At 33.2% G+C, this 20,468-nt stretch carries 17 protein-coding genes; 2 read left to right on the forward strand and 15 right to left on the reverse strand.

Translation table 11 applies throughout. From position 1 onward, the window contains the following. Positions 1 to 30: 30 nt before the first annotated feature. From JK636_RS10715 to JK636_RS10755, 9 genes are all read right to left on the reverse strand, one after another. On the reverse strand, positions 31 to 1,419 hold the full coding sequence (locus JK636_RS10715; RefSeq protein WP_202748944.1) for a glycoside hydrolase family 1 protein: 1,389 nt from the start codon (positions 1,417 to 1,419) through the stop codon (positions 31 to 33). Positions 1,420 to 1,502: 83 nt separating this feature from the next. Beyond that, on the reverse strand, positions 1,503 to 2,246 hold the full coding sequence (gene chbG, locus JK636_RS10720) for a chitin disaccharide deacetylase (protein ID WP_202748945.1): 744 nt from the start codon (positions 2,244 to 2,246) through the stop codon (positions 1,503 to 1,505). A 13-nt stretch (positions 2,247 to 2,259) separates the two neighbouring features. Further along, the gene (locus tag JK636_RS10725) at positions 2,260 to 2,580 is read right to left on the reverse strand and encodes a hypothetical protein (RefSeq protein ID WP_202748946.1); all 321 of its coding nucleotides are present in this window, start codon (positions 2,578 to 2,580) and stop codon (positions 2,260 to 2,262) included. Next, positions 2,555 to 2,896, reverse strand: a complete 342-nt coding sequence (locus JK636_RS10730) for a PTS lactose/cellobiose transporter subunit IIA (RefSeq protein ID WP_202748948.1) — start codon at positions 2,894 to 2,896, stop codon at positions 2,555 to 2,557. The genes JK636_RS10725 and JK636_RS10730 overlap by 26 nt, the downstream gene beginning before the upstream one ends. 23 nt (positions 2,897 to 2,919) lie before the next feature. Then, positions 2,920 to 4,251 carry a 6-phospho-beta-glucosidase gene (locus JK636_RS10735; protein ID WP_274601610.1) on the reverse strand — a complete coding sequence of 444 codons (1,332 nt, stop codon included), beginning with the start codon at positions 4,249 to 4,251 and terminating at the stop codon, positions 2,920 to 2,922. Positions 4,252 to 4,266: 15 nt separating this feature from the next. After that, entirely contained in the window at positions 4,267 to 4,716 is a 450-nt protein-coding gene (locus tag JK636_RS10740; RefSeq protein ID WP_202748950.1) for a DUF3284 domain-containing protein, read from the reverse strand. A gap of 62 nt (positions 4,717 to 4,778) precedes the next feature. After that, a complete protein-coding gene (locus JK636_RS10745; protein ID WP_202748951.1) occupies positions 4,779 to 6,170 on the reverse strand; it encodes a PTS sugar transporter subunit IIC in 1,392 nt (463 codons plus the stop codon). A 39-nt stretch (positions 6,171 to 6,209) separates the two neighbouring features. Beyond that, positions 6,210 to 6,512 carry a PTS sugar transporter subunit IIB gene (locus JK636_RS10750; protein WP_207751738.1) on the reverse strand — a complete coding sequence of 101 codons (303 nt, stop codon included), beginning with the start codon at positions 6,510 to 6,512 and terminating at the stop codon, positions 6,210 to 6,212. A gap of 273 nt (positions 6,513 to 6,785) precedes the next feature. Further along, a complete protein-coding gene (locus JK636_RS10755; RefSeq protein WP_202748952.1) occupies positions 6,786 to 9,506 on the reverse strand; it encodes a sigma-54-dependent transcriptional regulator in 2,721 nt (906 codons plus the stop codon). A gap of 132 nt (positions 9,507 to 9,638) precedes the next feature. Here JK636_RS10755 and JK636_RS10760 point away from each other — a divergent pair, with 132 nt between their 5' ends. Continuing rightward, entirely contained in the window at positions 9,639 to 11,030 is a 1,392-nt protein-coding gene (locus JK636_RS10760) for an aldehyde dehydrogenase (RefSeq protein WP_202748953.1), read from the forward strand. A 952-nt stretch (positions 11,031 to 11,982) separates the two neighbouring features. Here JK636_RS10760 and JK636_RS10765 read toward each other — a convergent pair. Then, positions 11,983 to 12,969: a Gfo/Idh/MocA family protein gene (locus JK636_RS10765; protein ID WP_202748954.1), complete on the reverse strand. Its 987-nt coding sequence runs from the start codon at positions 12,967 to 12,969 to the stop codon at positions 11,983 to 11,985. A 154-nt stretch (positions 12,970 to 13,123) separates the two neighbouring features. On the opposite strand from JK636_RS10765, the gene JK636_RS10770 reads away from it, so the two are divergent. Beyond that, positions 13,124 to 14,041 (forward strand): DUF2935 domain-containing protein, encoded by a 918-nt coding sequence (locus tag JK636_RS10770; RefSeq protein ID WP_202748955.1) that lies wholly within the window; start codon positions 13,124 to 13,126, stop codon positions 14,039 to 14,041. Positions 14,042 to 14,148: 107 nt separating this feature from the next. Here JK636_RS10770 and galE read toward each other — a convergent pair whose 3' ends face one another. The 5 genes from galE to JK636_RS10795 all read right to left on the reverse strand — a co-directional run bounded on the left by galE (position 14,149) and on the right by JK636_RS10795 (position 20,434). Continuing rightward, positions 14,149 to 15,135, reverse strand: a complete 987-nt coding sequence (gene galE / locus JK636_RS10775; RefSeq protein ID WP_202748957.1) for a UDP-glucose 4-epimerase GalE — start codon at positions 15,133 to 15,135, stop codon at positions 14,149 to 14,151. A 96-nt stretch (positions 15,136 to 15,231) separates the two neighbouring features. Then, positions 15,232 to 16,392, reverse strand: coding sequence for a galactokinase (locus JK636_RS10780; protein ID WP_202748959.1), 1,161 nt, complete (start codon positions 16,390 to 16,392; stop codon positions 15,232 to 15,234). Positions 16,393 to 16,424: 32 nt separating this feature from the next. Beyond that, on the reverse strand, positions 16,425 to 17,987 hold the full coding sequence (gene galT, locus JK636_RS10785; RefSeq protein WP_202748961.1) for a UDP-glucose--hexose-1-phosphate uridylyltransferase: 1,563 nt from the start codon (positions 17,985 to 17,987) through the stop codon (positions 16,425 to 16,427). 91 nt (positions 17,988 to 18,078) lie between these two features. Continuing rightward, positions 18,079 to 19,116: a LacI family DNA-binding transcriptional regulator gene (locus JK636_RS10790; RefSeq protein ID WP_202748962.1), complete on the reverse strand. Its 1,038-nt coding sequence runs from the start codon at positions 19,114 to 19,116 to the stop codon at positions 18,079 to 18,081. 364 nt (positions 19,117 to 19,480) lie between these two features. Then, on the reverse strand, positions 19,481 to 20,434 hold the full coding sequence (locus JK636_RS10795; protein ID WP_243428198.1) for a polysaccharide deacetylase family protein: 954 nt from the start codon (positions 20,432 to 20,434) through the stop codon (positions 19,481 to 19,483). Positions 20,435 to 20,468: the final 34 nt, after the last annotated feature.

Genomic DNA, 20,468 nt, shown 5'->3' on the forward strand with positions numbered 1-20,468 from the left:
CCTCCATTTAAAAAGACTGGCACAACTGCTTTAGAACCCATTCTTCTTTGAAGTTTCTTTTATCCAACAACCCGATTTCTTCACTGTCTTCTTTTGAGTTTCTAAGTCTAAGGCTATATATCCATATCTATTTTTATAAGCATTGAGCCAGGACCAACAGTCTATTGGAGTCCAAAGATGGTATCCAAAACAGTTTGAGCCCTCTTCTATTCCTTTATGAAGCCACTCTAAATGCTCTTTTATGAAATCTATTCTGTAATCATCTTCTATTCTTCCTTCGCTATTTTTAAATCTTTCCTCATCCTGAACTCCCATACCGTTTTCCGATACATACCAAGGTATATTTCCATAGTTATTCTTAATGTTAATTGCTATATCATATAAAGCTTTAGGATATATCTCCCAGCCTCTATAAGGGTTCATTCTTCTTCCCGGCATATCATAATTATCGAAGTACTTGTCAGGCATCCATCCCTTTGTCAAATCTACCGGAGTTTCTTTTGCCTTAATTCTTCTTGGCTGATAAAAATTTACTCCTAAAAAGTCTATTGTATTATTCTTTATTATTTCAGCTTCCTCCAAAGAACCCTTCCAAAGTATTCCTTCATCGCTTAAAAGTTTAACAAGCTTATCAGGGAATTCTCCTTTTATTGCAGTATCAAGAAAGCTTCTATTGAAGAATAAATCTGCTGTTTCAGCTGCTTTTATATCTCTTTCTGAATTTGATCTAGGATAAGATGGTGTTAAGTTTAATACTATTCCTATTTGAGAAACCTTATTAAAATTACCTTCTCTAAAAGCCTTAATTGCTTTAGCTGAAGCCAGGTTAATATTATAAAGTACCTGTACCGCCTTTCTTCCATCAACAAGCTTAGGATAGTGAAACTGATATAAGTACTGTCCTTCAACAACAACAATTGGTTCATTAAAGGTAGTCCAATACTTTACTCTATCAGAGAAAAGTTCAAAGCATTTTACAGCATACTTTGCAAACAAATCAGTAACATGCTTGGATTCCCAACCCCCGTATTTACTATATAATTCTATTGGCAGATCGAAATGATGAAGTGTTATAACCGGAGTAATATTATTTTTAAGGCACTCATTTATTACATTGTTATAAAATTCTGCTCCATCTTCATCTACTTCTGCTGTTTCAAAATCCTTTATTAGTCTGGACCACTGAATAGAGGTCCTAAAAGAGTTTAAACCTATATCTTTCATCAAAGCAATATCTTCCTTATAGGAATTATAGAAATTAGATGTTACAGCTGGTCCAACTCTATCATAAAAAGCTTCAGGCTCAATTTCATACCAATAGTCAAATACGTTTTTATGAATTTTATTAAATGAACCTTCACTTTGAGGCCCCGAAGTTGCAGCACCCCACCAAAAATTTTTAGGAAATTGTGTTGTCATAAACTAAATCACTCTCCTTAATATAAAAACAAAATTTAAGGATGGCTTATAGATAAACAGATTTAACTATACCATCCCCTAGATTATAGCTCATTATAAGCAATCAATTCTATATTTTCTTTATTTATAAATTCTTTTATTTTTTCTGAAATCAGTATTTGAAACTCTTGTTTTCTATGTTTATTATAGGATGTAGCGTTAATTAAATCTTCATCTACATAAGCAGGATGGCACATTATTTCTACAGTCTTAAACTGCTTGTACTTTGATATAATGCTTAAGAGCTTACCTTCTTCAGCATTCTCATTATAAAATTCGGAAGTAAAAACTTCTGTCGATCTTACACCTTTTTTTGTATAATACTCCATCAGCTCAGGCATTCCTCTTAAAGGAAGATCATACTCTTTTGAAAGGTCTAAAACCACATTTAATATTTCTTCATCGAAAGCATAGAAATGATGATGGCCATCAAAATGAGTAGGTTTTATACCTGTAGATAAAAACTTTTCAATTTGTGCCCTAAGTTCTTCTCTTACTTCCTCATAGTTTGGTTTATCCTCTGGAGTTCTTTTATAAAAATACCCTTTCTTATCAACAAGAGATTGTATTTTATTAACAGGCAAAATGGTTTTTCCCCATGTAAGTGTTAAATGTATTCCTATATTTTTAAAGTTTCTTTTTTTTGCTTCCTCTATGGCTTTTTCAAAATACAAACCATTTACCATAGCTGTAGTTGAAGTAACAACCCCTTTTTCAATGCAGTCAAGTATTCCGTCTGAAACTCCTTTGGTTAAGCCAAAGTCATCAGCATTTATTATAAGTTTCATATTATTTCATCCCCTAATCCTGCTTGTTAATATAAGGCTCAAGCATAGGCATCAGTTTTTCCATTCTTCTAAGTCCGAAATCTATAGGCTTCATAGAAAAATATTGTACTTCTTTTTTATCTAATACTTCTTTAATCTGCTTTTCTATTAAGATAACTTCTGGGGATATAAGAACTAAATCAATACCTTCCTCACTGATGGTATCCAAATAATTCTTATCATCTGCAAAAAACCATTTAATAGGCAAATTATTCTTTTCTGAATGCTCTAGAACAACTCTTTTAAAAGCTGTTGCCTGGCCTGTGTTTTTACAAATTACCAAAAACTTTTTCAATTTTATTCATCCTTTCATATAATTGAATGAACTCCTTTGCCATGTCCTTTGCTAAAAGAGAATCCATAAAATGATCCTGCGAATGAATTAAAAGAACAGATATATCATTTTTTTGACCTTCAGCTTCCTTTTGAATTAAGCCAAATTGAAGAGAATGTACAGTTTCTAGTTCTTTTTCTGCTTCTTCCAAGCATTTATATGCTTCCTCAAATTTATTTAGCTTCGAAAAATTTATAGCCTTGAAGGCCAAAGCCTTAGCATTTCCTGCTGATAATATAAGTTGAAATGCTGTTTCTTGATAATCTACTTCGTTCATGCTGTTATCCTCCTATCTTACGTCTACTTTCTTATGCCGCCGCTTTCATCAAAAAATTTGGGTAAATATTTTTTATGTGCTTCAAGTAACTCATCTAAAAGCTTATGACCTTCAAGGTCGCTTGAAACCAATGGATTTGTAATCATAGCTAAAAGTGCTTTTTCATAGCTTCCTTCTACCGCCGCCTCTGCACCTAATATTTCAAACTGCTTAATTTGATTTATTAATCCCTTAATGTGCACTGGAAACTCTTCAATAAACTTATGAGGTATAGGGCCATCTTTAGTTATTTTTGAAGTAATTTCAAGTACATAGTTATCTGGAAAGTCCTTTATTGTTCCGTTATTGATAGTATTAACTACCTGCAAATCGCCTTTGTCGTTATAGATAGAAGAAATCAAATTACAGGCAGCATCAGAGTAATAAGCCCCTCCTCTTTTTTCAAGCTGCTTTGGTTTTTCTTTAAGGTTTATATCCTTATACAGCTCAAAAAGTTCCTTTTCAGTTTCTATAACTTCTTCTGCTCTTGTTTTTCCAAGCTTAAACTTTTCAAGCTCATCAGCTAGCATTTCTTTTGTTTTATAATAATATCTATGATATGGACAAGGCATGAGCTTAAAGGCTTTTATAAAATCTGCATCCCAATCCATAGCAGTTATATTCTTCATGTTTATTTCAGAAGACTTTTCTATATATTTATTCATAACTTCTTCAGTTTTATTTTCATCATCAACATAAATGTTAAAACCGTAAACCATATGATTAAGTCCTGCAAAATCTATTCTTACTCTTTTAGGCTCGATACCTAGTATGTTAGCAAGACCTCTTTCCATTCCTACTGGAACATTGCAAAGGCCTAAAAATCTTCTATGGACTGAATACCTTGCTAAAGCTTCTGTAACCATTCCTGCAGGATTTGTAAAATTAATTAACCAAGCCTTTGGACAAAGTTCTTCTATATCCTTTGCTATATCTAAAATAACCGGAATAGTTCTTAGGCCCTTAAATAGTCCTCCTGCACCATTAGTTTCCTGCCCCATAAATCCATGTGATAATGGAATTCTTTCATCCTTAGCTCTAGCTTGTAAAAGTCCTACTCTAAGCTGAGTAGTTACAAAGTCAGCATCTTTTAATGCTTCTCTTCTATCTAGAGTTAAATAAACTTTTATTGGAAGCCCTGCTTTTTCGATCATTCTTTTTGCAAGGTTACCTACTATTTCTAATTTTTCTTTTCCTTCTTCAATATCTACAAGCCATAATTCATTTACGGGAAGCTCCTCATATCTTTTAATAATACCTTCAACAAATTCAGGTGTATAAGATGAACCGCCGCCTATAGTAACAATTTTCAGCATCATACCATCCCTTTCTTATCTCAGCTCCTTAATCATGGTTGTTTTTTCAATCTGCTCCTTTAACCCTTTAACTAAAAAGTCAAATCTTTTTCTGACTCTGGATTTAAAAAATAGACCAGATACCAGAATATTAAAACTGTTAAAGTATCCAGACGAATGATTTTCTTCAACTAAAATAATCTTTGTTTTGTTTTCATCTATAGAATAAAATTCATATCTTGATTTGTAAAATATATTATCATGAGTGCTTGTTATTTCATAAATCTGATTAGTCTTATAATCAGTTATCTCTACAACAACCTTTCCATTTCGCACAGAATAAGCTCCTGCAGCTCTCTCTACCATAGTCCCTACTGGGTTTTTTTCATTAAATTTAGGAAAATCTCTTTTAGCAGTCTTTTTAAAAACTCTAAAAACTTCATTGACGGGATAATCAACTACTGCTTGATTCTTATAGGTTGCCATATAACCCTCCACCTCATAAGATTTATTAGGGGGATATATAATCCCCCTGTAATTATTTCTTTTTATACGTTAAGACTGTTTCCTGACTCTTCAACCACAGCATCTTTGTTAGAAACAATAACAAATGGTGCGTAGATTAATATTGAAATAAGCAATGTCACTGCTGCCAGTATAGTAGCTGTTATACTTCCTCCTGTTGATAAGAAAGCTGATACTATTGGAGGAGTAACCCATGGAGATGCAATATAAATCTTGCCTGCAAATGGTATTGGACCAGTAAATAACCAAGCAATAAACAAAGTAACAACCGGTGTTAATACGAAAGGTATAAACATAAGTGGATTTAATACCATTGGAAGTCCATAAATAACCGGTTCATTTATCTGGAATATACCAGGAGCTGTAGCAAGTTTTGCAAGTTCCTTATGTTCTTGTCTCTTAGAGAATAGATATATACAAATTATTAATCCTAAAGTAGCACCTGAACCACCGTGCATAGCGTAAACGTCTATGAAGTTTCTAGTAATAGCGTTTGTAGGTGCAGTATGATAAACTGTAACAGCTTGAAGATTTTCTTGTATCGCAGGTGCGTACATTGTATCAAGAATAGGTCCAACTATATTCATACCATGCAATCCGAAGAACCAAAGTATTTGTGATATCATTACTAAGAATATCATTGTAGCCGGTGACTGACCAAGACTTGTAAGAGGTCTTTGTATAGTCAAATCTATCCAGTCTTTTAAAGGAAGCTTTACAAAATTTAAGAATATAACCGATAATATACCGAATACCAGCATAACTATTCCACCCGGAATAACAGCTGAAAATGCCTTTGATACTGCTGGTGGAACCTGTTCAGGCATTTTAATTACCCAGCCTTTTTTAATAACTAATCTATATATTTCAGTAGCTAAGATTGCTGTAATAAGACCTGTAAATACAGCAGAAGAGTTAAAGGATGTCCAAGATAAAAGTCCCCAGCCTTCAACAGCTTTTACACCTGCTTTTTCAGCAATATCTTTAGCAAGTTCTATTTTACCTGTCTGTGGTAAAAGTGTAAGATATGATACTGTTGCAATTACACCGGCTGATAATCCATCAACCTCATAATTTTTAGCCAGATTATATGAAATTGTAAATACTGAGAATATAACTCCTAGTGCAAGAGTTCCCCACCAAATCTGACTCATTACCGGAATAATATATTTTGCAAGGAATGGTTGTACGCTATCTGCATACCAGCCCATTTTATTAAGCGCTTTTCCAAATAATGAATCTGCATTGAACAATACGTTATTAAGCATTACAACCAAAGCACCCATCATTGTCATTGGAAGTATAGCTATAAATCCATCTCTCATTGCAGCAAGATGTTTCTGTCTGCCGATAGCCCCAGCTATAGGTAAGAAGTGTTTTTCCAGCCACGCTGCTAACTTATCTAAAAAACCCATAAATAATTCCTCCTCAAATTTTAAAATTCAAATAATTATTTACGCCCCTATCAGTTTTAAAGCTTGATTTAAAACTCCTTCGCCGTCAACTTTTCCATAGGATCTCATGTCAATAACCTCTACAGGTTTTGGTGCTGCCAGCTTAGCTACCTCATCCTTCATAAATCTAACCTGAGGTCCTAAAAGAATTACATCTGGCTTTGCTAACTCATTTTTAAAGCCTGCTGTTCCAACAGCCCAAATCTCGATTTCTATACCTCTTGCAGCTGCAGCTTTTTGCATCTTGGAAACAAGAAGCGATGTGGACATCCCTGCCGAACAAATTAGCATAACCTTTTTCATAAAAATACCCCCTTGTAATTTTTTAGAATCACATAAGGATTATTAATCCTTATGCTCTTTAAATAGTTAATAGGTTATAAAATGTATACATTTTCATTTCCATGTCTTATTATATAGCAACTTGCGTGCCAAAATAAAAACAGCAGAGAAAATGCCATCTCTGCTGTGCTTTTGTATACTATGATATACACATTTAAATACATATTTATACAAAACATTAAATATTATTATAAAATCCTATACACATTATTTAGTTTTGTATACACATTTTATTTAAATCTCTAATACACTTCTTAAAACAAAGCAAACTTCATCATCATTAAAGGAAATATTTATATTTTTAGATATGGAATTCATAAATTTTTTTAGTTTTAACAGCTGAAGCTTATAATTTTCATACAGTTTGGCTTTTACCTCACACTCAGGACTATCTGTGCCGTTTATTAACCTCTTAATAGCACAAATAAGATGCAGCACTACCCCTGTTGCTATTTCCTCTGAAACTTCAAAACCCAGCTTAGTTTGAATAAAGCTTATAGTGGATAAACAAATATTTTTATATTCTTCAACATCTATTGATCCGTCTATTTCCTCTTTATAATTTTCAATAATCCAGGCATATTCGCTTACATCGTTTCCATTTATAAGTGATTTTAATAGGGATACGCCTTCCTCACTAAACATCTGTGAAATTGATACGAATGGTATTCCATATATATCTGGATTAAAGGTTCCTACTATCGCTGCTATTTTCTTGTCCTTTGCAAGCTTATTTACTGAAGAATAAAACTCTTTAGTATTATTAATGGTTAAAGCCATAACCTGCACATTTTTAGGAAGCTTCAATTTCTTTTCTATCATTTCTTTTAAAGTTAGTGCACTTCCCTCTCCTGTTGTACAAACAGTTATTATAAGCTTATCTTTTTTTGCCATAAAGTTTTCACTAAGACTATGTAAAGATGAATTAAAGAAATTGGAATGGCTTTCATTTACTGAGTACCATATATTATCTATATCATATTCGATTAAGGATTTTCTAGCGCACTCTATGACAGTAATAGTAGAAGCCATTTCCAAAACCTTTATTTTAATTCCTGTTTCTTCTTCAATTAAATTTCCAAACATTTTTAAGGAACCCATATCTACTAGAAGAAGAACCCCTGCTCCTCTATGATTTTTAACAATTATCTCTTTTAATTCCTGATAGGCTTCTTTCGCATTTTTATCCAAGCTCATATCATAAGCATAAATGTTATAGGCTCCAACAAGCTTTTGTGCTACCTCCATCATTGAAGAAGCTGTATGTCTTCCATGCATGGCTACTACAACAATTGGGATACAACTTTCTTCAGTATCAGAGTTTTTCCCAAGAGTCAAAAACATGGCAATAAAACCGACTTCATCCACAGGAAGCTTAATATTAAACTGTTTTTCAAGCTTAGTTGCAAAGTTAAGTGCCAGCACATATTCTTCCTTATTTTCCTCTATAATTCTTTTAAGATTGTGATTAATAACCTTTTTACCTGATTTAAGCCTTTCAATACTTGAACTTATGTGTAGACAGAGCCCGTAAAAAGTTTTGTTTGGAAAAACCTTTCCAAGCTTTACTCCTGCATAACTCAAGAATTCTTCTACTAAATCAATTATTTTCTTATCAACAAGCTTTGACAGTTCCTCTTTATTTACTTGTCTCTGAGTATCTCCTACAAGTTCTCTAAAATAGTTTTCAATTTCAAGAGACATTAAAACATTAATATCTTCCTCATCTACGCCTCTTTCCTGAAGCTCTTGAATTCTATCTTCAATATCTTCATAGAAGTTGTCTGGAAGTTTTGTTTTATCTATCTCTAAAATTTCCTCAATACCCGCAGCACTAAAGGATAGTCTTTTACTGCTATCCACTATCTTATCTATCTGATCGCTGTAGCTTTTATATAATATAAGCCCCTGTTTAACCTGAGCTGTAAAATCCGTACTATGAAGCCTTATGTTTTTTTCTTTCCTTGACACACATTTTAAAAATGCATTTGCACATCCAAGCTGAATATCACTTTTTAACTGTCCTACATTTCCCGGACAATTATATAATAAAAGACATCTTAAGCTATTTGGACTTACTATAATCTCTCTCCCTATTCTAGCTGATTCAATTTTCAAAAATTCGCAAACAAGCTCATATCTTTCCTCAAAAGTTCTATCTCTGAGTGGAGGTATAGTTATATTTATAGGTATTCTTCTTGTAAATGTAGACAAAAGACTAGTATCTACATCCTCTGTAGTAGCACAAATTATGAGAACGCTGCTTTTTTTTACATTATCCGCATCACCAATTGATGTATATTCACCCTTGTCCATTAAATAAAACAAGGTTTCCTGACCTTCAGGCGGAAGTCTATGTACCTCGTCTAAAAATAAAATGCCATTATTAGCCTTTTCAACTAAACCTATTCTATCCTTATCCGAACCTGTATACGAACCCTTTTTAGCTCCAAATAGATGAGCTAATAAAAGCTGAGGATTATTAGCATAATCTGCACAATTAAAAGTAATAAAAGGAGCATTTGAAGGAAGTATGCAGTTTTCTATAGCAAATCTATGCATAAGCTCCGCAAACATAGTTTTTCCAACTCCCGTCTCTCCCAAAAGGAGAGTATAAAGCCCTCTAGGCGGATAAAGAATAGATGCTTTGGCCTGCTGAACAGATTTTTTGAGACTTTTGTCCGAACCTATAAGATTATCAAAACTCATACTGAACTTTGATGCTTTCTTATTAAAATTAAGACTGTATAACACAGGCTTTCCTTTTATTTTAATAATCAAACCTTCCTGATAAAGCTCATTTAGTATTTTGCTTACATTTGTTCTTTTTATATCAAGCTTTTCAGCTATTTCATTTGTATCACATCCAATAGTCTTCTCACCTTTTTCATGCTGCCGCCTGCATTTTTCTTCTATATACCTTAGAATTTCCTCCTTGTTTGTCCCCTTTTTCATAGCACTCCCCACCTTAAATGAAATAACTTAAAGAAAACGATTGAATATTTAGTCATTTTATAAAATTCTATCATATGTTATAATTCTATTCAAATACTATTATTAATATATAACGCTAAAGGAGACTTATGAATGAATTCGTTATCAGAACAACAAGTTAACCAAATACTTAAAGAACATAAAACTTACTTTCATACCGGTGTAACAAAAAATATAAATTTTAGAATAGAAAACCTAAAAAAATTAAAAACTGCTATAAAAAAATATGAAGACAATATATTAGATGCACTTTATAAAGATTTAGGCAAAAGTGAATTTGAAGCCTACAGCACTGAGGTAGGTTTTGTATTAGACAGCATTTCTTATATGATAAAAAACTTAAAAAACTGGTCTATGCCTAAAAAGGTTAAAGTACCGATACATCAGCAGCCTTCAAAAACCTATATAATGTATGAACCTTATGGAACAGTGCTTATAGTGGGTCCTTTTAATTATCCTTTCCAACTTGTAATAGAACCTCTTATAGGTGCCATAGCAGCTGGTAACTGTGCTATATTAAAACCTTCTGAAAGTACACCTGCAATATCAGCACTTATAAAAGAGCTAATAGAAGAGACTTTTGATAATAAATACATAAGAGTTATAGAAGGTGAAAAAGAAACTACCTCCGCATTAATAAACTCACCCTTTGACTATATTTTCTTTACTGGAAGCGTTCCTGTAGGAAGAATAGTTATGCAGGCGGCTGCAAAAAACTTAGTACCGGTAACCCTAGAGCTTGGCGGCAAAAGTCCAACTATAGTTGATAAAACAACAAACCTTGAAATTGCTGCTAAAAGAATTGCCTGGGGAAAGCTTATTAATACTGGACAGACCTGTATAGCACCTGACTACTTAATTGTTCATAAAGATGTTAAGGAACAGTTTATTGAAATGTTAAAAAAAGTTATTATTAATTTTTACGGAGTTGATGCTTCAAAAAGTAAAGACTACGGGCGAATTGTTAACACTAAACAATTCGATAGACTAACTTCAATAATTGATAAGGATAAATCTAAAGTTATATATGGCGGTAATTACAATCGTGAAAAGCTTTATATTGAGCCAACTTTAATTAATAATGCTTCTTGGCAGGATGCCTCAATGGGAGATGAAATCTTTGGACCGATATTTCCTATACTTGAATACAGCGATTTAAATGAAGTGATAAACATGATTAACGAAAGACCAAAGCCTCTTGCTTTATATTTGTTTACTGAAAATGAAGCTGTAGAACATAAGGTATTAAGCAGTATATCTTTTGGAGGCGGCTGCGTAAATGATACAATATCCCATGTTGCAAGCGTATATATGCCCTTTGGAGGCGTTGGAAACTCAGGCATAGGCGGTTATCATGGAAAAGAAAGCTTTGAAACCTTCTCTCATAGGAAGAGTATCTTAAAAAAGAGTACTAGGTTTAATATCAATCTAATATTTCCTCCTTATAAGGATAAGGTTAAGTTAGTAAAAAGATTTTTAAAGTAAGTATACTCATTAATAAAATTGCATACTAAAATGCCGCAGGCTGCGCTTTAAAGTTCGCAGGGCTTTGCGTGGAGAATAATATATAATCTTTGTGATTACTTTGCTACTGTTCTAAGGTTCGTGAAGTCATAAAACTAAGAGCCTCTAGGAATTCGCTTTAACTTTTGCTATCTTTAAAGCGAAGCTGCTATAACAAATCTTTATATCATATTGTAGTTTTGTTAGCTCAGAAGAGAGGCTCTAATTTTTATGACTTCACTTCACCAAGAACATGGGCAAAATACTCAATTAATCTTATATATTATTTTCCACACTGCCCTGCATACTTTAAAGCATGCCTATAATACTTTTGTTGTTCTCTAGTTAATCAGATTAAACATTAAAAAGTTTGGTGCTGTTTAATAATAGTGTTGATGTAAGTATGCTCTTCAATATTGTAGAAAGCAAATCTACTGCAAACTCGCATGGTTCAAGTAAATATTTAAATATTTATATAGGTTTATATTTAAATAGGCTAATGAAAAAAAGGCAATTTCTTGCTTTTAAAAAAGCCTAAACTTTTAATTATAAAAACAATCATTAAGCAAGTTGTACATATAGATACTTATAAGGGCGTATAAAAGCTAACTAGGCTGGGTGTAAAGACCGAGAGCATGTGTAGAAAATAATATTTTAATTTGATTTATAACTTTGCCATGTTCTTGGCGAAGTAATGCTGAAAAGCTTAGAGCCTCTCTTCTGAGCAAGCCAAAAGTATTTTAAGTTTACTAAAGATGTTTTGTAGCCTTCGGCTATTAAAGTAACAAGAAGTCAAAGCGAATTTATAGAGGCTCTTAGCTTTTCGGCATTGCAAGCCTTAGAACATACGCAAAGTTATCATAAAGTAAAATATTATTTTCTGCGCTAGGCTCTAAGATCTTTACACCATAGCCTGCGTAAATTTTATTAACTTCTAGTTTTCTCCAGGATACTTAAAGTTCCATTGTTTTCTTATTCTGTCCATAGTTCTTAATAGCCTTAAGGATTTTTCATGAGGCATGATGCTGCTTTCAAGCCTGCCTTCTCTTATACAACTCATTACTTCCATGGCTTCATATTCATAACCATTTTTTAAGAAAGGAATTTTTATTTCTCTAGGCTCCTCTCCTTCAATCTCAATTACTGCAGATGTTGGCATAAAAAACCTATCCAATTTTATATTTCCTTTTGTCCCTATAATAAGCCCTTCATGTGGTATATAATCTTTAATAGAAATTGATACCTCTGCCCTTTTGCCGCTGCCGTAGTCCAAAATTATTGTACTGTCTTGGTCTACGCCTGTTTCTGTATAGCTCATCATGCTTTTAATTTCTGAGGCCTCTTTGTTATATACTAAATCAGCAAAGGTAAGCGGATATATTCCCACATCCAATAGAGCTCCTCCGGCAAGCTTAGGATTTAAAATTCTTTTTTCTGGATTACTGTCACCTTTAAACCCAAAGTTAGCTTTAACTAAGCAAATGTCACCAATAAGTCCTTTTTCAATATATTGTTTTACCTCATTAATAACAGGTAAAAATCTGGTCCACATAGCTTCCATAAGAAAAACTTTGTTTTCCTTAGCACATTTAATCATTTCAAGCATTTCATTTTCGTTTATTCCTATCGGTTTTTCACAAAGCACAGCTTTTCCTTTTTCAAGGCACATAATTGCAGTTTCTTTATGAAAAGAATGAGGTGTAGCTATGTATACTGCATCAATATTATCATCCTCAGCTAAACTTTTATAGCTGTCATAAATTTTTGAAACCTTATACTTTGCTGCAAAGCTCTCAGCTCTTTCTATACTTCTTGAAGCTACAGCCGTTATTTCAGCTTCTTCTAAAACTTGAAGTCCATCTGCAAAGGCATTTGCTATTCCTCCTGGCGCAATTATTCCCCATCGAATTTTTTCGCACATATTTTTTCAGCTCCTTTTTAATTGATATATTAATTTTAATTCATTATAGCATTTTAAATTATTCTTTATATAAATTTGCTCACGTTAATAAAACTTTAACATATTATGATAAAGACAGGACTTATTACATATAAAGGTTTAGGAAGGGGATATTATGATAACCAACGAACAATATGTAAGACTTTCTCTTGAATTTAATCTTTTCTTTTTGAGAATAGCAAAGGAACATGCAATTTTTGCTGCTGCTTCACTGCCTCCAAGAGATAAAGCAATACAACAGCAGCTTCTTGCAGTAAAACAGAACTATGAAACTCTTCTTCAAAGAGCCGTATCCTTATCACATAATGTAATCAGCAAAGAAGTCCTGACCTCTGATGAAATTGTAACTGAGCTTACACTGCCCGCAGAAGAAGCTACAGAATTTTTAACCGGCCTTCCAATAAATAAAAGTATTACAAAAGAGGAGCTTAACATGGTAGAAGCAGCTAAAACAAGAGCTGAAACAGGACTTTCAGGAGAAGTATCAAGACTTAACAATGAAGCCTTAACTCTTACTAACAGAACCATAGCTTTTTTAAATAATTTGTATAGAAATATATCAGAGTGCAAAGCCTTCAGCTATACCTATCCAACCATGCTTCACCACGTTACAGAAGAATCTAAGTTTGCAGTTATGATGCTTACAAAACTGCAAAATAAAGATACTATTGACAGTGTAAAAGAACTAATTGAACTTGAAGTATTTTGGAATCATATCATGGAAGAACACTCTGAATTTATAAGAGGTTATTTGGATCCATCAGAAAAACAGCTTTTTGAAACAGCAAATGATTTTGCTAAAAAACTTGAGCTTTTAGTAGAAAGAACACTGAACCTTCAGCAAAATCCAAATCTCTTACCAGAAATAACTAGAGAAAGCATAAATCAGGTAACTGAACTTAGAAACTTCAAAAAACAAGGTGCAGAAGGCATATTGGCATGTGAAATTAAGTCCATTATCCCTCCGCTGTTAGCTGACCATGTGCTTAGAGAAGCAAACCATTATTTAAGGCTGTTAAACAGCGTTAAATAATTATAAAATGTTTTCAAAGCAAATCTTTAAATGAATTTTAAGAAAAAGAAAATCCCTATGTGGGATTTTCTTTTTCCATAATTGTTAATTATTCATTATTAATCAAATTATTTCTCGTATCCACTTGGATGATTAACATGCCAGTTCCAAGCTGTTTCAATTATAGTTTCAAGAGAGTTAAATTCCGGCTTCCAGCCTAGTTCTTCCATTGCTTTTGCAGAAGAAGCTATCAAAACCGCAGGGTCTCCTGCTCTTCTTGGAGCAACCTCTGCCTTTATTTCTCTTCCAGTAACCTTTCTTGCTACTTCTATAACCTCTTTAACAGAGAAACCCTTGCCGTTTCCAAGGTTGTATATTCTGCTTTCTCCGCCTTTTCTTAATCTGTCAACAGCTAGAAGGTGTGCTGAAGCTAAATCCATTACATGAATATAATCTCTTACGCATGTTCCATCTTCAGTATTATAATCATCACCAAACATCATTATCTTTTCTCTTTTTCCAAGTGCAGTTTGAAGTATTAATGGTATTAAGTGACTTTCAGGGCTGTGGTCTTCGCCTATCTTTCCATTTGGATGTGCTCCGGCAGCATTAAAATATCTAAGTGCAGTATACTTTATTCCGTAAGCATTGTCGCACCATTTTAGCACTTTCTCTACAGCAAGCTTTGACTCCCCATAAGGATTAGTCGGGAAAGTCTTATCATCTTCAACTATTGGAATACTTTCAGGCTCTCCATAAGTTGCAGCTGTTGAGGAAAATACTATATTCTTAACATTGTGATCTTTCATTGCACGAAGAAGGCTTAGCGTTCCCCCTACATTATTTTCAAAATACTTAAGTGGCTCTGTTACACTTTCACCAACTAATGAATCAGCTGCAAAATCTATAACTGCTTCAATTTTATTTTCTGTAAATACTTTATCAAGTACTGCTCTGTCTCTTAAATCACCTTCATAAAGTTTTCCGCCTAGAACTGCATCTCTATGTCCCTTTTGAAGATTATCTAATATAACTACCTCTTCACCTTTTTCTAGAAGTGCAGCAACCATGTGGCTTCCTATATAACCTGCACCGCCGCAAACTAATATTGACATACAAAAACCTCCTTATAGTCGGAGCACTGAGTAATTTAAAACTCTCGCTCCGCTCGAAAATTACTCGTAAAAGCCCATTTAGGGCTTTTACCTCTATTATCTGATTTCTTCGGTTCCTTGACCAACACCGCTTAAATAAAAGCTTGGTTCATACCCTATTATTTTAGCATAGTTTTCCTTAACTATGTTTATAAAGTTGTTAACTTCATCCTTTTTTACAAGAGCTATAGCACATCCACCAAAGCCTGCGCCAGTCATTCTTGCCCCTATACATCCCTGTACCTTCAAGGATTCTTCCACTATGGTATCAAGTTCTTTTCCTGTAACCTCGTATAAATCTCTTAAGGAATTATGTGATTCAACTAAAAGTTTTCCAAACTCTAAAAGTCTTCCTTCATTTAAGCGATCATAAGCTGTTTTTGTTCTTTCATTCTCATAAACTGCATGCTTAGCTCTGTTTCTTACATTTTCTTTTTCTAACAATGCTTCTAATTTATCAAACTCCTCAGTTGTCAAATCACATAATGCATTTATTGATTTTTCCTTCTTAAGAATTTCTAAGGCTTCATCGCATTCTGCTCTTCTTTCATTATACTTTGACTCATTGAGTGCTCTTCTTTTATTTGTGTTCATTATAACTAAAGTATACTCTCCTAATTCAACCTTTGCATAGTTGTACTTTAAGCTGCCACAATCAAGAAGTATAGCTTCATTCTTTCTTCCCATACCAACAGCAAACTGATCCATAATTCCACAATTTACTCCAACAAAAGTATTTTCAGCCTTTTGTGAAAGCTTGACAAGCGCAACCCTATCAGCAATACCTTCGTTGAATAAAGTATCAACTATAACAGCAGTCAAAACTTCTAATGAAGCTGAGGAGGATAGTCCAGCGCCATTTGGTATGTTTCCGCTAATCAAAATATCCATGCCGCCAATACTAAACCCTTCATCCATCATGACTTTCATAACGCCCTTCGGATAGTTAGCCCAATCATCTTCCTCTTTATATGAAATGTTATCTAAATCAACTGAAACCTTTAAATCAAAATTAGTAGAGGCTAAATTAACTTTTTTGTCCTCCCTAGCTCTAACTAGACCATAGGTACCAAACTCAAGCGCACATGGAAAAACATAGCCGCCATTGTAATCAATATGCTCTCCTATTAAATTTACTCTTCCAGGAGAATGAAAAACTCTAATCTCACCTTCTCCATAAAGCTTTTTAAACTCTTGTTTTAATTCATGAATATTCATAGTAAACCCCTTTCTTTCTTAATTCTTCGTTCTTAATTTTTCTTAAATCCTAACTTCTTCATAAACCTTATAAATGCTTCCTGTCCTTCTTCATTTCTCTTATAAACTCCGGAGTCCATAAGTACATGAAGAAATTTGTCTCCTACCTGTTTTTTAACTATCTCTTCTGCTTTTTCTTTAGCACAGTTTGTTCCATACTTTTCAATAAGCTCTTTTATCCAAGCTGTATGCTTGTTTATAGAATCACTGTTGTTTTCTTCTGCTGCTTTTAATCTATTTATATTTCCTTGAAGTACTGCCTCAATTTCTTTTAATTCAGTATTTAATCTTCCCGGAAGTACAGCCAATCCCATAACCTCGATAAGACCTATATTCTCTTTCTTTATGTGATGAAGCTTTTTGTGAGGATGAAAGATTCCATCCGGATGCTCTTCACTGGTTCTGTTATTTCTTAGAACTAGATCTATTTCATACTCTCCATCGCTATTTTTTCTAGCAATTGGAGTTATAGTATTGTGCGGTGTCTTTTCTCCATTGATGTCTGAATAAGCTAGTATATCTGCTGCTTCGTCGCTGTATTCTCTCCAGTTATTTAATATTTCAACCGAGAGTTTTATTAAGTCTTCCTTGTTATTCGATGATAATCGTATAACAGACATTGGCCATTTTACTATTCCAGCCTTAACTCCTTTAAAGCTGTCATTGGTAAAGCTAACTTCTACAGGGGCTGTTTCCATCGGAAACACATGTCTTCCTCCCTGGAAATGATCATGGCTTAATATAGAACCTCCTACTATTGGTAAATCGGCATTTGAGCCAATAAAGTAATGTGGAAACTCCTGAACAAAATCAAGTAACCTTACAAAGGTTTTATCAAAAATTTTCATTGGTATATGTTTTTCATTGAATAATATGCAGTGCTCATTATAGTAAACATATGGAGAATATTGAAGATACCATTGTTCATTATCTAGACTTACCGGTATTACCCTATGATTCTGCCTTGCTGGGTGATTTATATGTCCAGCATACCCTACATTTTCAATACAAAGCAAACATTTTGGATAATTAGCTTGAGGCTTAAGCTTTGAAGCTGCTATTTCTTTTGGATCCTTTTCAGGCTTTGATAAATTAACTGTTATCTCTAAATCTCCATAGGTTGTTTCAGAAAGCCAATAAAGATTTTTTTCTATTCTATCCATTCTTATATAATTTGAAGCTTGCGATAAAGAGTAAAAATCATCAGTAGCTTTTTCCACTCCAGCTTCTTTCAGAGTTTTATTAAAGTTCTTAACAACCTCTGATTGCCTAGGCATTAAAAGTCCCATAATCTTTGCATCTAATAGATCCCTATACGTGGTTGTATTCGCTTCAATAACTCCGACTTCATAGGAATATTCCAAAAGCTTATCTAAGATATCAACTGCATTTTCAAGCTCTTCTTCTTGAACTTCCCCTGCATATGGTTCCTCCAGCTTAAATAAATCTAAAAGTGAATTTCTAGAAGGTATAATGTCCAGTTTTTCTATCATGTTATGTTTTAATGCAAAATTTAAAAGTCTTTCAATCTCGTAACCCGCATTAATTTCGCTCATACAAGTCCTCATTCCTTTCCTTTAACTTAATAAATCGTTTATAGAAATCCTTTTCTATAAATATATAAATTTAATTTTTGCATAGCAAAAATTAAATTTGTTCTTCATTCTTCATCCTGCACTCGCCGCAGCTTTCTCTGACAACCAGACTAGTATCAATTATAATTTTCTTTCTAACTCTAGTATTATTTTCAATAATATCTAACAGCTCCAGTGCTGCCCTATGCCCTATTTCCTTCATACTTAAATCTACAGAGGTAAGCTTAGGCTGAGTTATATTAGCAAGTATTGTATTATCAAAGCCTACAACCGACATGTTTTTAGGAACTTCAATTCCAAGCTTTGAACAAGCATTCATAACTCCCACAGCCATAAGATCATTACAAGCGAATATCGCAGTCGGTCTGTCATCGCTCTTTAAAAGCTCTTCTGTAAAGCTTTGAGCTCTTTCAACTACTTCTATACTATTTCCTTTTCCAACATTTAAAATTCTTTCATATTGCAAATGTTCATCTTTTAAAACAGACTTATATATCTTTTCCTTTATATCATAAGAGAAGCTTTTATGCCCTCTTACAAAAGCTATCTTTTTATGTCCTAACTTAAGCAAATATCTAAAAGCTTCTATAGTTCCAACTTCTTCGTCATAACACACAAAGCTGCACTTATTGCTGTCCGGAGAACCATTAACTATTATAACCGGAAGATTTTTTGACAACTTATCATAAAAACCTCTATGCAGATTTTCAATGGCAGGGTCTATAACAATTATTCCATCAGCCTGCCTTGCCGTAAGTTCTTCAACGAGTTTTATCTCCTTGGAAGCTTCTCCATCTGTGTTGGAAAGGTTAACACTATACCCCTTGCTTTTCATCATTTCCTCAATAGCTTCAACTATTGTTGGAAAAAATAGATTTGTTATACCTGGGACTATAATTCCTATAGCTGCACTCCTTTTTGTTATAAGGCTTCTTGCCATAGTATTAGGCTTATAATTTAATTTTTCTATAGCTTCTTCTATTTTTATTCTTGTTTCTTCTTTAACCGGATAATTATTATTTAGAACTCTCGAAACTGTAGTTATTGAAACTCCAGCTTCTCTTGCTACATCATTAATCGTTGTCGGCATATCATCACCCTTTAGAAAACCTTTTCTATAATTTTATTATATTACTCTTTTCAGAAACTTGCAACCCATAAATAAATTAGAAATTAAGAATAAATAACTAAGGATTGAATTACTAAAAAAGACTGTATCAAAACAACTAAACTTAGTATGTTATTTGAATACGTAGAAACGTTTGAGTAAGCAGCAATAAGACTTTAATTAAAAAATTTATAAAGCCGTTAAAAATCTTATATTGTCCGAGCAATGCGAGTTTATAAGATTTAGGCTTTATAAATTTTTTAATTATTAGTCTTATCTGCGAAGCGAACGTTTCCTAGAATTCAAATAACATGCAATAGGTTTAAGCTGTTTTGATACAGTCTCTTCATTTCCCATTCACCAGTCTCTTAAACTTCTCCATATCATAGTTATTGCTGATATATATTCTATGAAGCTTGTAAATTCCATCTGACTTTGCTGCTAATCCGCTTTTAGTTGAAACAGCCATTTTATATCCTATTTCTTCTACTGCTTTTAAGGTATTTTCATTAAAGTTTCCATAAGGATATGCTATGTAGTTTATATCTTTATTAAGCAGCTTTTCTAAGTACTCTTTAGATTCCTTCATTTCACTCATTTGCTTATCATAGCTTAATTCATTAAGTCTTGGATGGCTTACAGTATGACTTTCCATATCAATTCCATTCTTGTCCATTTCTTTTATCTGCTCAGCATTTAGATAGCTTCCGCCGCCTTCTACAGTGTTTGTGATTACAAATACTGTAGCTTTAAATCCAAATTCTCTAAGTACCGGATAAGCATTTGTATAATTATCTGAATATCCATCATCTAACGTAATAACTATTGGCTTTTCTGGAACTGATGTACCATTGACCATATGAGAGTACAATTCATCTAAGCTCAAAGGAGTGTACCCATTGTCCTTCAAGTACTTCATCTGTTCTCTGAATTTATCCTTAGGTATCCTAAGCTCGTTTCCTTTTTCATAATCTATGGAATGATACATTAGTATCGGTATATTTTTAGACTTTCCTATACCTTTGACCGCCATCTGCTGCTTTGGATCTTCTTTTAAAGCCTTTATCTTTTCAAGCTTCAACTGTTCCTGCTTATTCTTTAGTTCTTCCTTTTTAGCTTCTTCTTCAAGCTGCTTCTTTTTATCTGTTTCTACTTTTAGCTCCTCTTGATCTTTAAGATTTGTTTGTGCTTTTAAAATATTATCTTTTCTTTCCTTATTAATTACAAAAAATGATGCTCCAACAAGAAAAATAGTTGCAATTAAAAGTACAACTATTCTATTTTTCTTAAGTTTTTTCAAAATATCTCCTCCAATAACTAAATGAAGAATTTAC

Source organism: Clostridium rhizosphaerae (genome assembly GCF_016765585.1).
GTDB classification, from domain to species: Bacteria; Bacillota; Clostridia; order Clostridiales; family Clostridiaceae; genus Clostridium_AT; species Clostridium_AT rhizosphaerae.

What these genes read in the sequence shown, in the direction of transcription:
- JK636_RS10715 (WP_202748944.1), bottom strand. Translation starts at nt 1,419, where the DNA reads ATGACAACACAATTTCCTAAAAATTTTTGGTGGGGTGCTGCAACTTCG.
- chbG (WP_202748945.1), bottom strand. Translation starts at nt 2,246, where the DNA reads ATGAAACTTATAATAAATGCTGATGACTTTGGCTTAACCAAAGGAGTT.
- JK636_RS10730 (WP_202748948.1), bottom strand. Translation starts at nt 2,896, where the DNA reads ATGAACGAAGTAGATTATCAAGAAACAGCATTTCAACTTATATTATCA.
- JK636_RS10735 (WP_274601610.1), bottom strand. Translation starts at nt 4,251, where the DNA reads ATGCTGAAAATTGTTACTATAGGCGGCGGTTCATCTTATACACCTGAA.
- JK636_RS10740 (WP_202748950.1), bottom strand. Translation starts at nt 4,716, where the DNA reads ATGGCAACCTATAAGAATCAAGCAGTAGTTGATTATCCCGTCAATGAA.
- JK636_RS10745 (WP_202748951.1), bottom strand. Translation starts at nt 6,170, where the DNA reads ATGGGTTTTTTAGATAAGTTAGCAGCGTGGCTGGAAAAACACTTCTTA.
- JK636_RS10750 (WP_207751738.1), bottom strand. Translation starts at nt 6,512, where the DNA reads ATGAAAAAGGTTATGCTAATTTGTTCGGCAGGGATGTCCACATCGCTT.
- JK636_RS10755 (WP_202748952.1), bottom strand. Translation starts at nt 9,506, where the DNA reads ATGAAAAAGGGGACAAACAAGGAGGAAATTCTAAGGTATATAGAAGAA.
- JK636_RS10760 (WP_202748953.1), top strand. Translation starts at nt 9,639, where the DNA reads ATGAATTCGTTATCAGAACAACAAGTTAACCAAATACTTAAAGAACAT.
- JK636_RS10765 (WP_202748954.1), bottom strand. Translation starts at nt 12,969, where the DNA reads ATGTGCGAAAAAATTCGATGGGGAATAATTGCGCCAGGAGGAATAGCA.
- JK636_RS10770 (WP_202748955.1), top strand. Translation starts at nt 13,124, where the DNA reads ATGATAACCAACGAACAATATGTAAGACTTTCTCTTGAATTTAATCTT.
- galE (WP_202748957.1), bottom strand. Translation starts at nt 15,135, where the DNA reads ATGTCAATATTAGTTTGCGGCGGTGCAGGTTATATAGGAAGCCACATG.
- JK636_RS10780 (WP_202748959.1), bottom strand. Translation starts at nt 16,392, where the DNA reads ATGAATATTCATGAATTAAAACAAGAGTTTAAAAAGCTTTATGGAGAA.
- galT (WP_202748961.1), bottom strand. Translation starts at nt 17,987, where the DNA reads ATGAGCGAAATTAATGCGGGTTACGAGATTGAAAGACTTTTAAATTTT.
- JK636_RS10790 (WP_202748962.1), bottom strand. Translation starts at nt 19,116, where the DNA reads ATGCCGACAACGATTAATGATGTAGCAAGAGAAGCTGGAGTTTCAATA.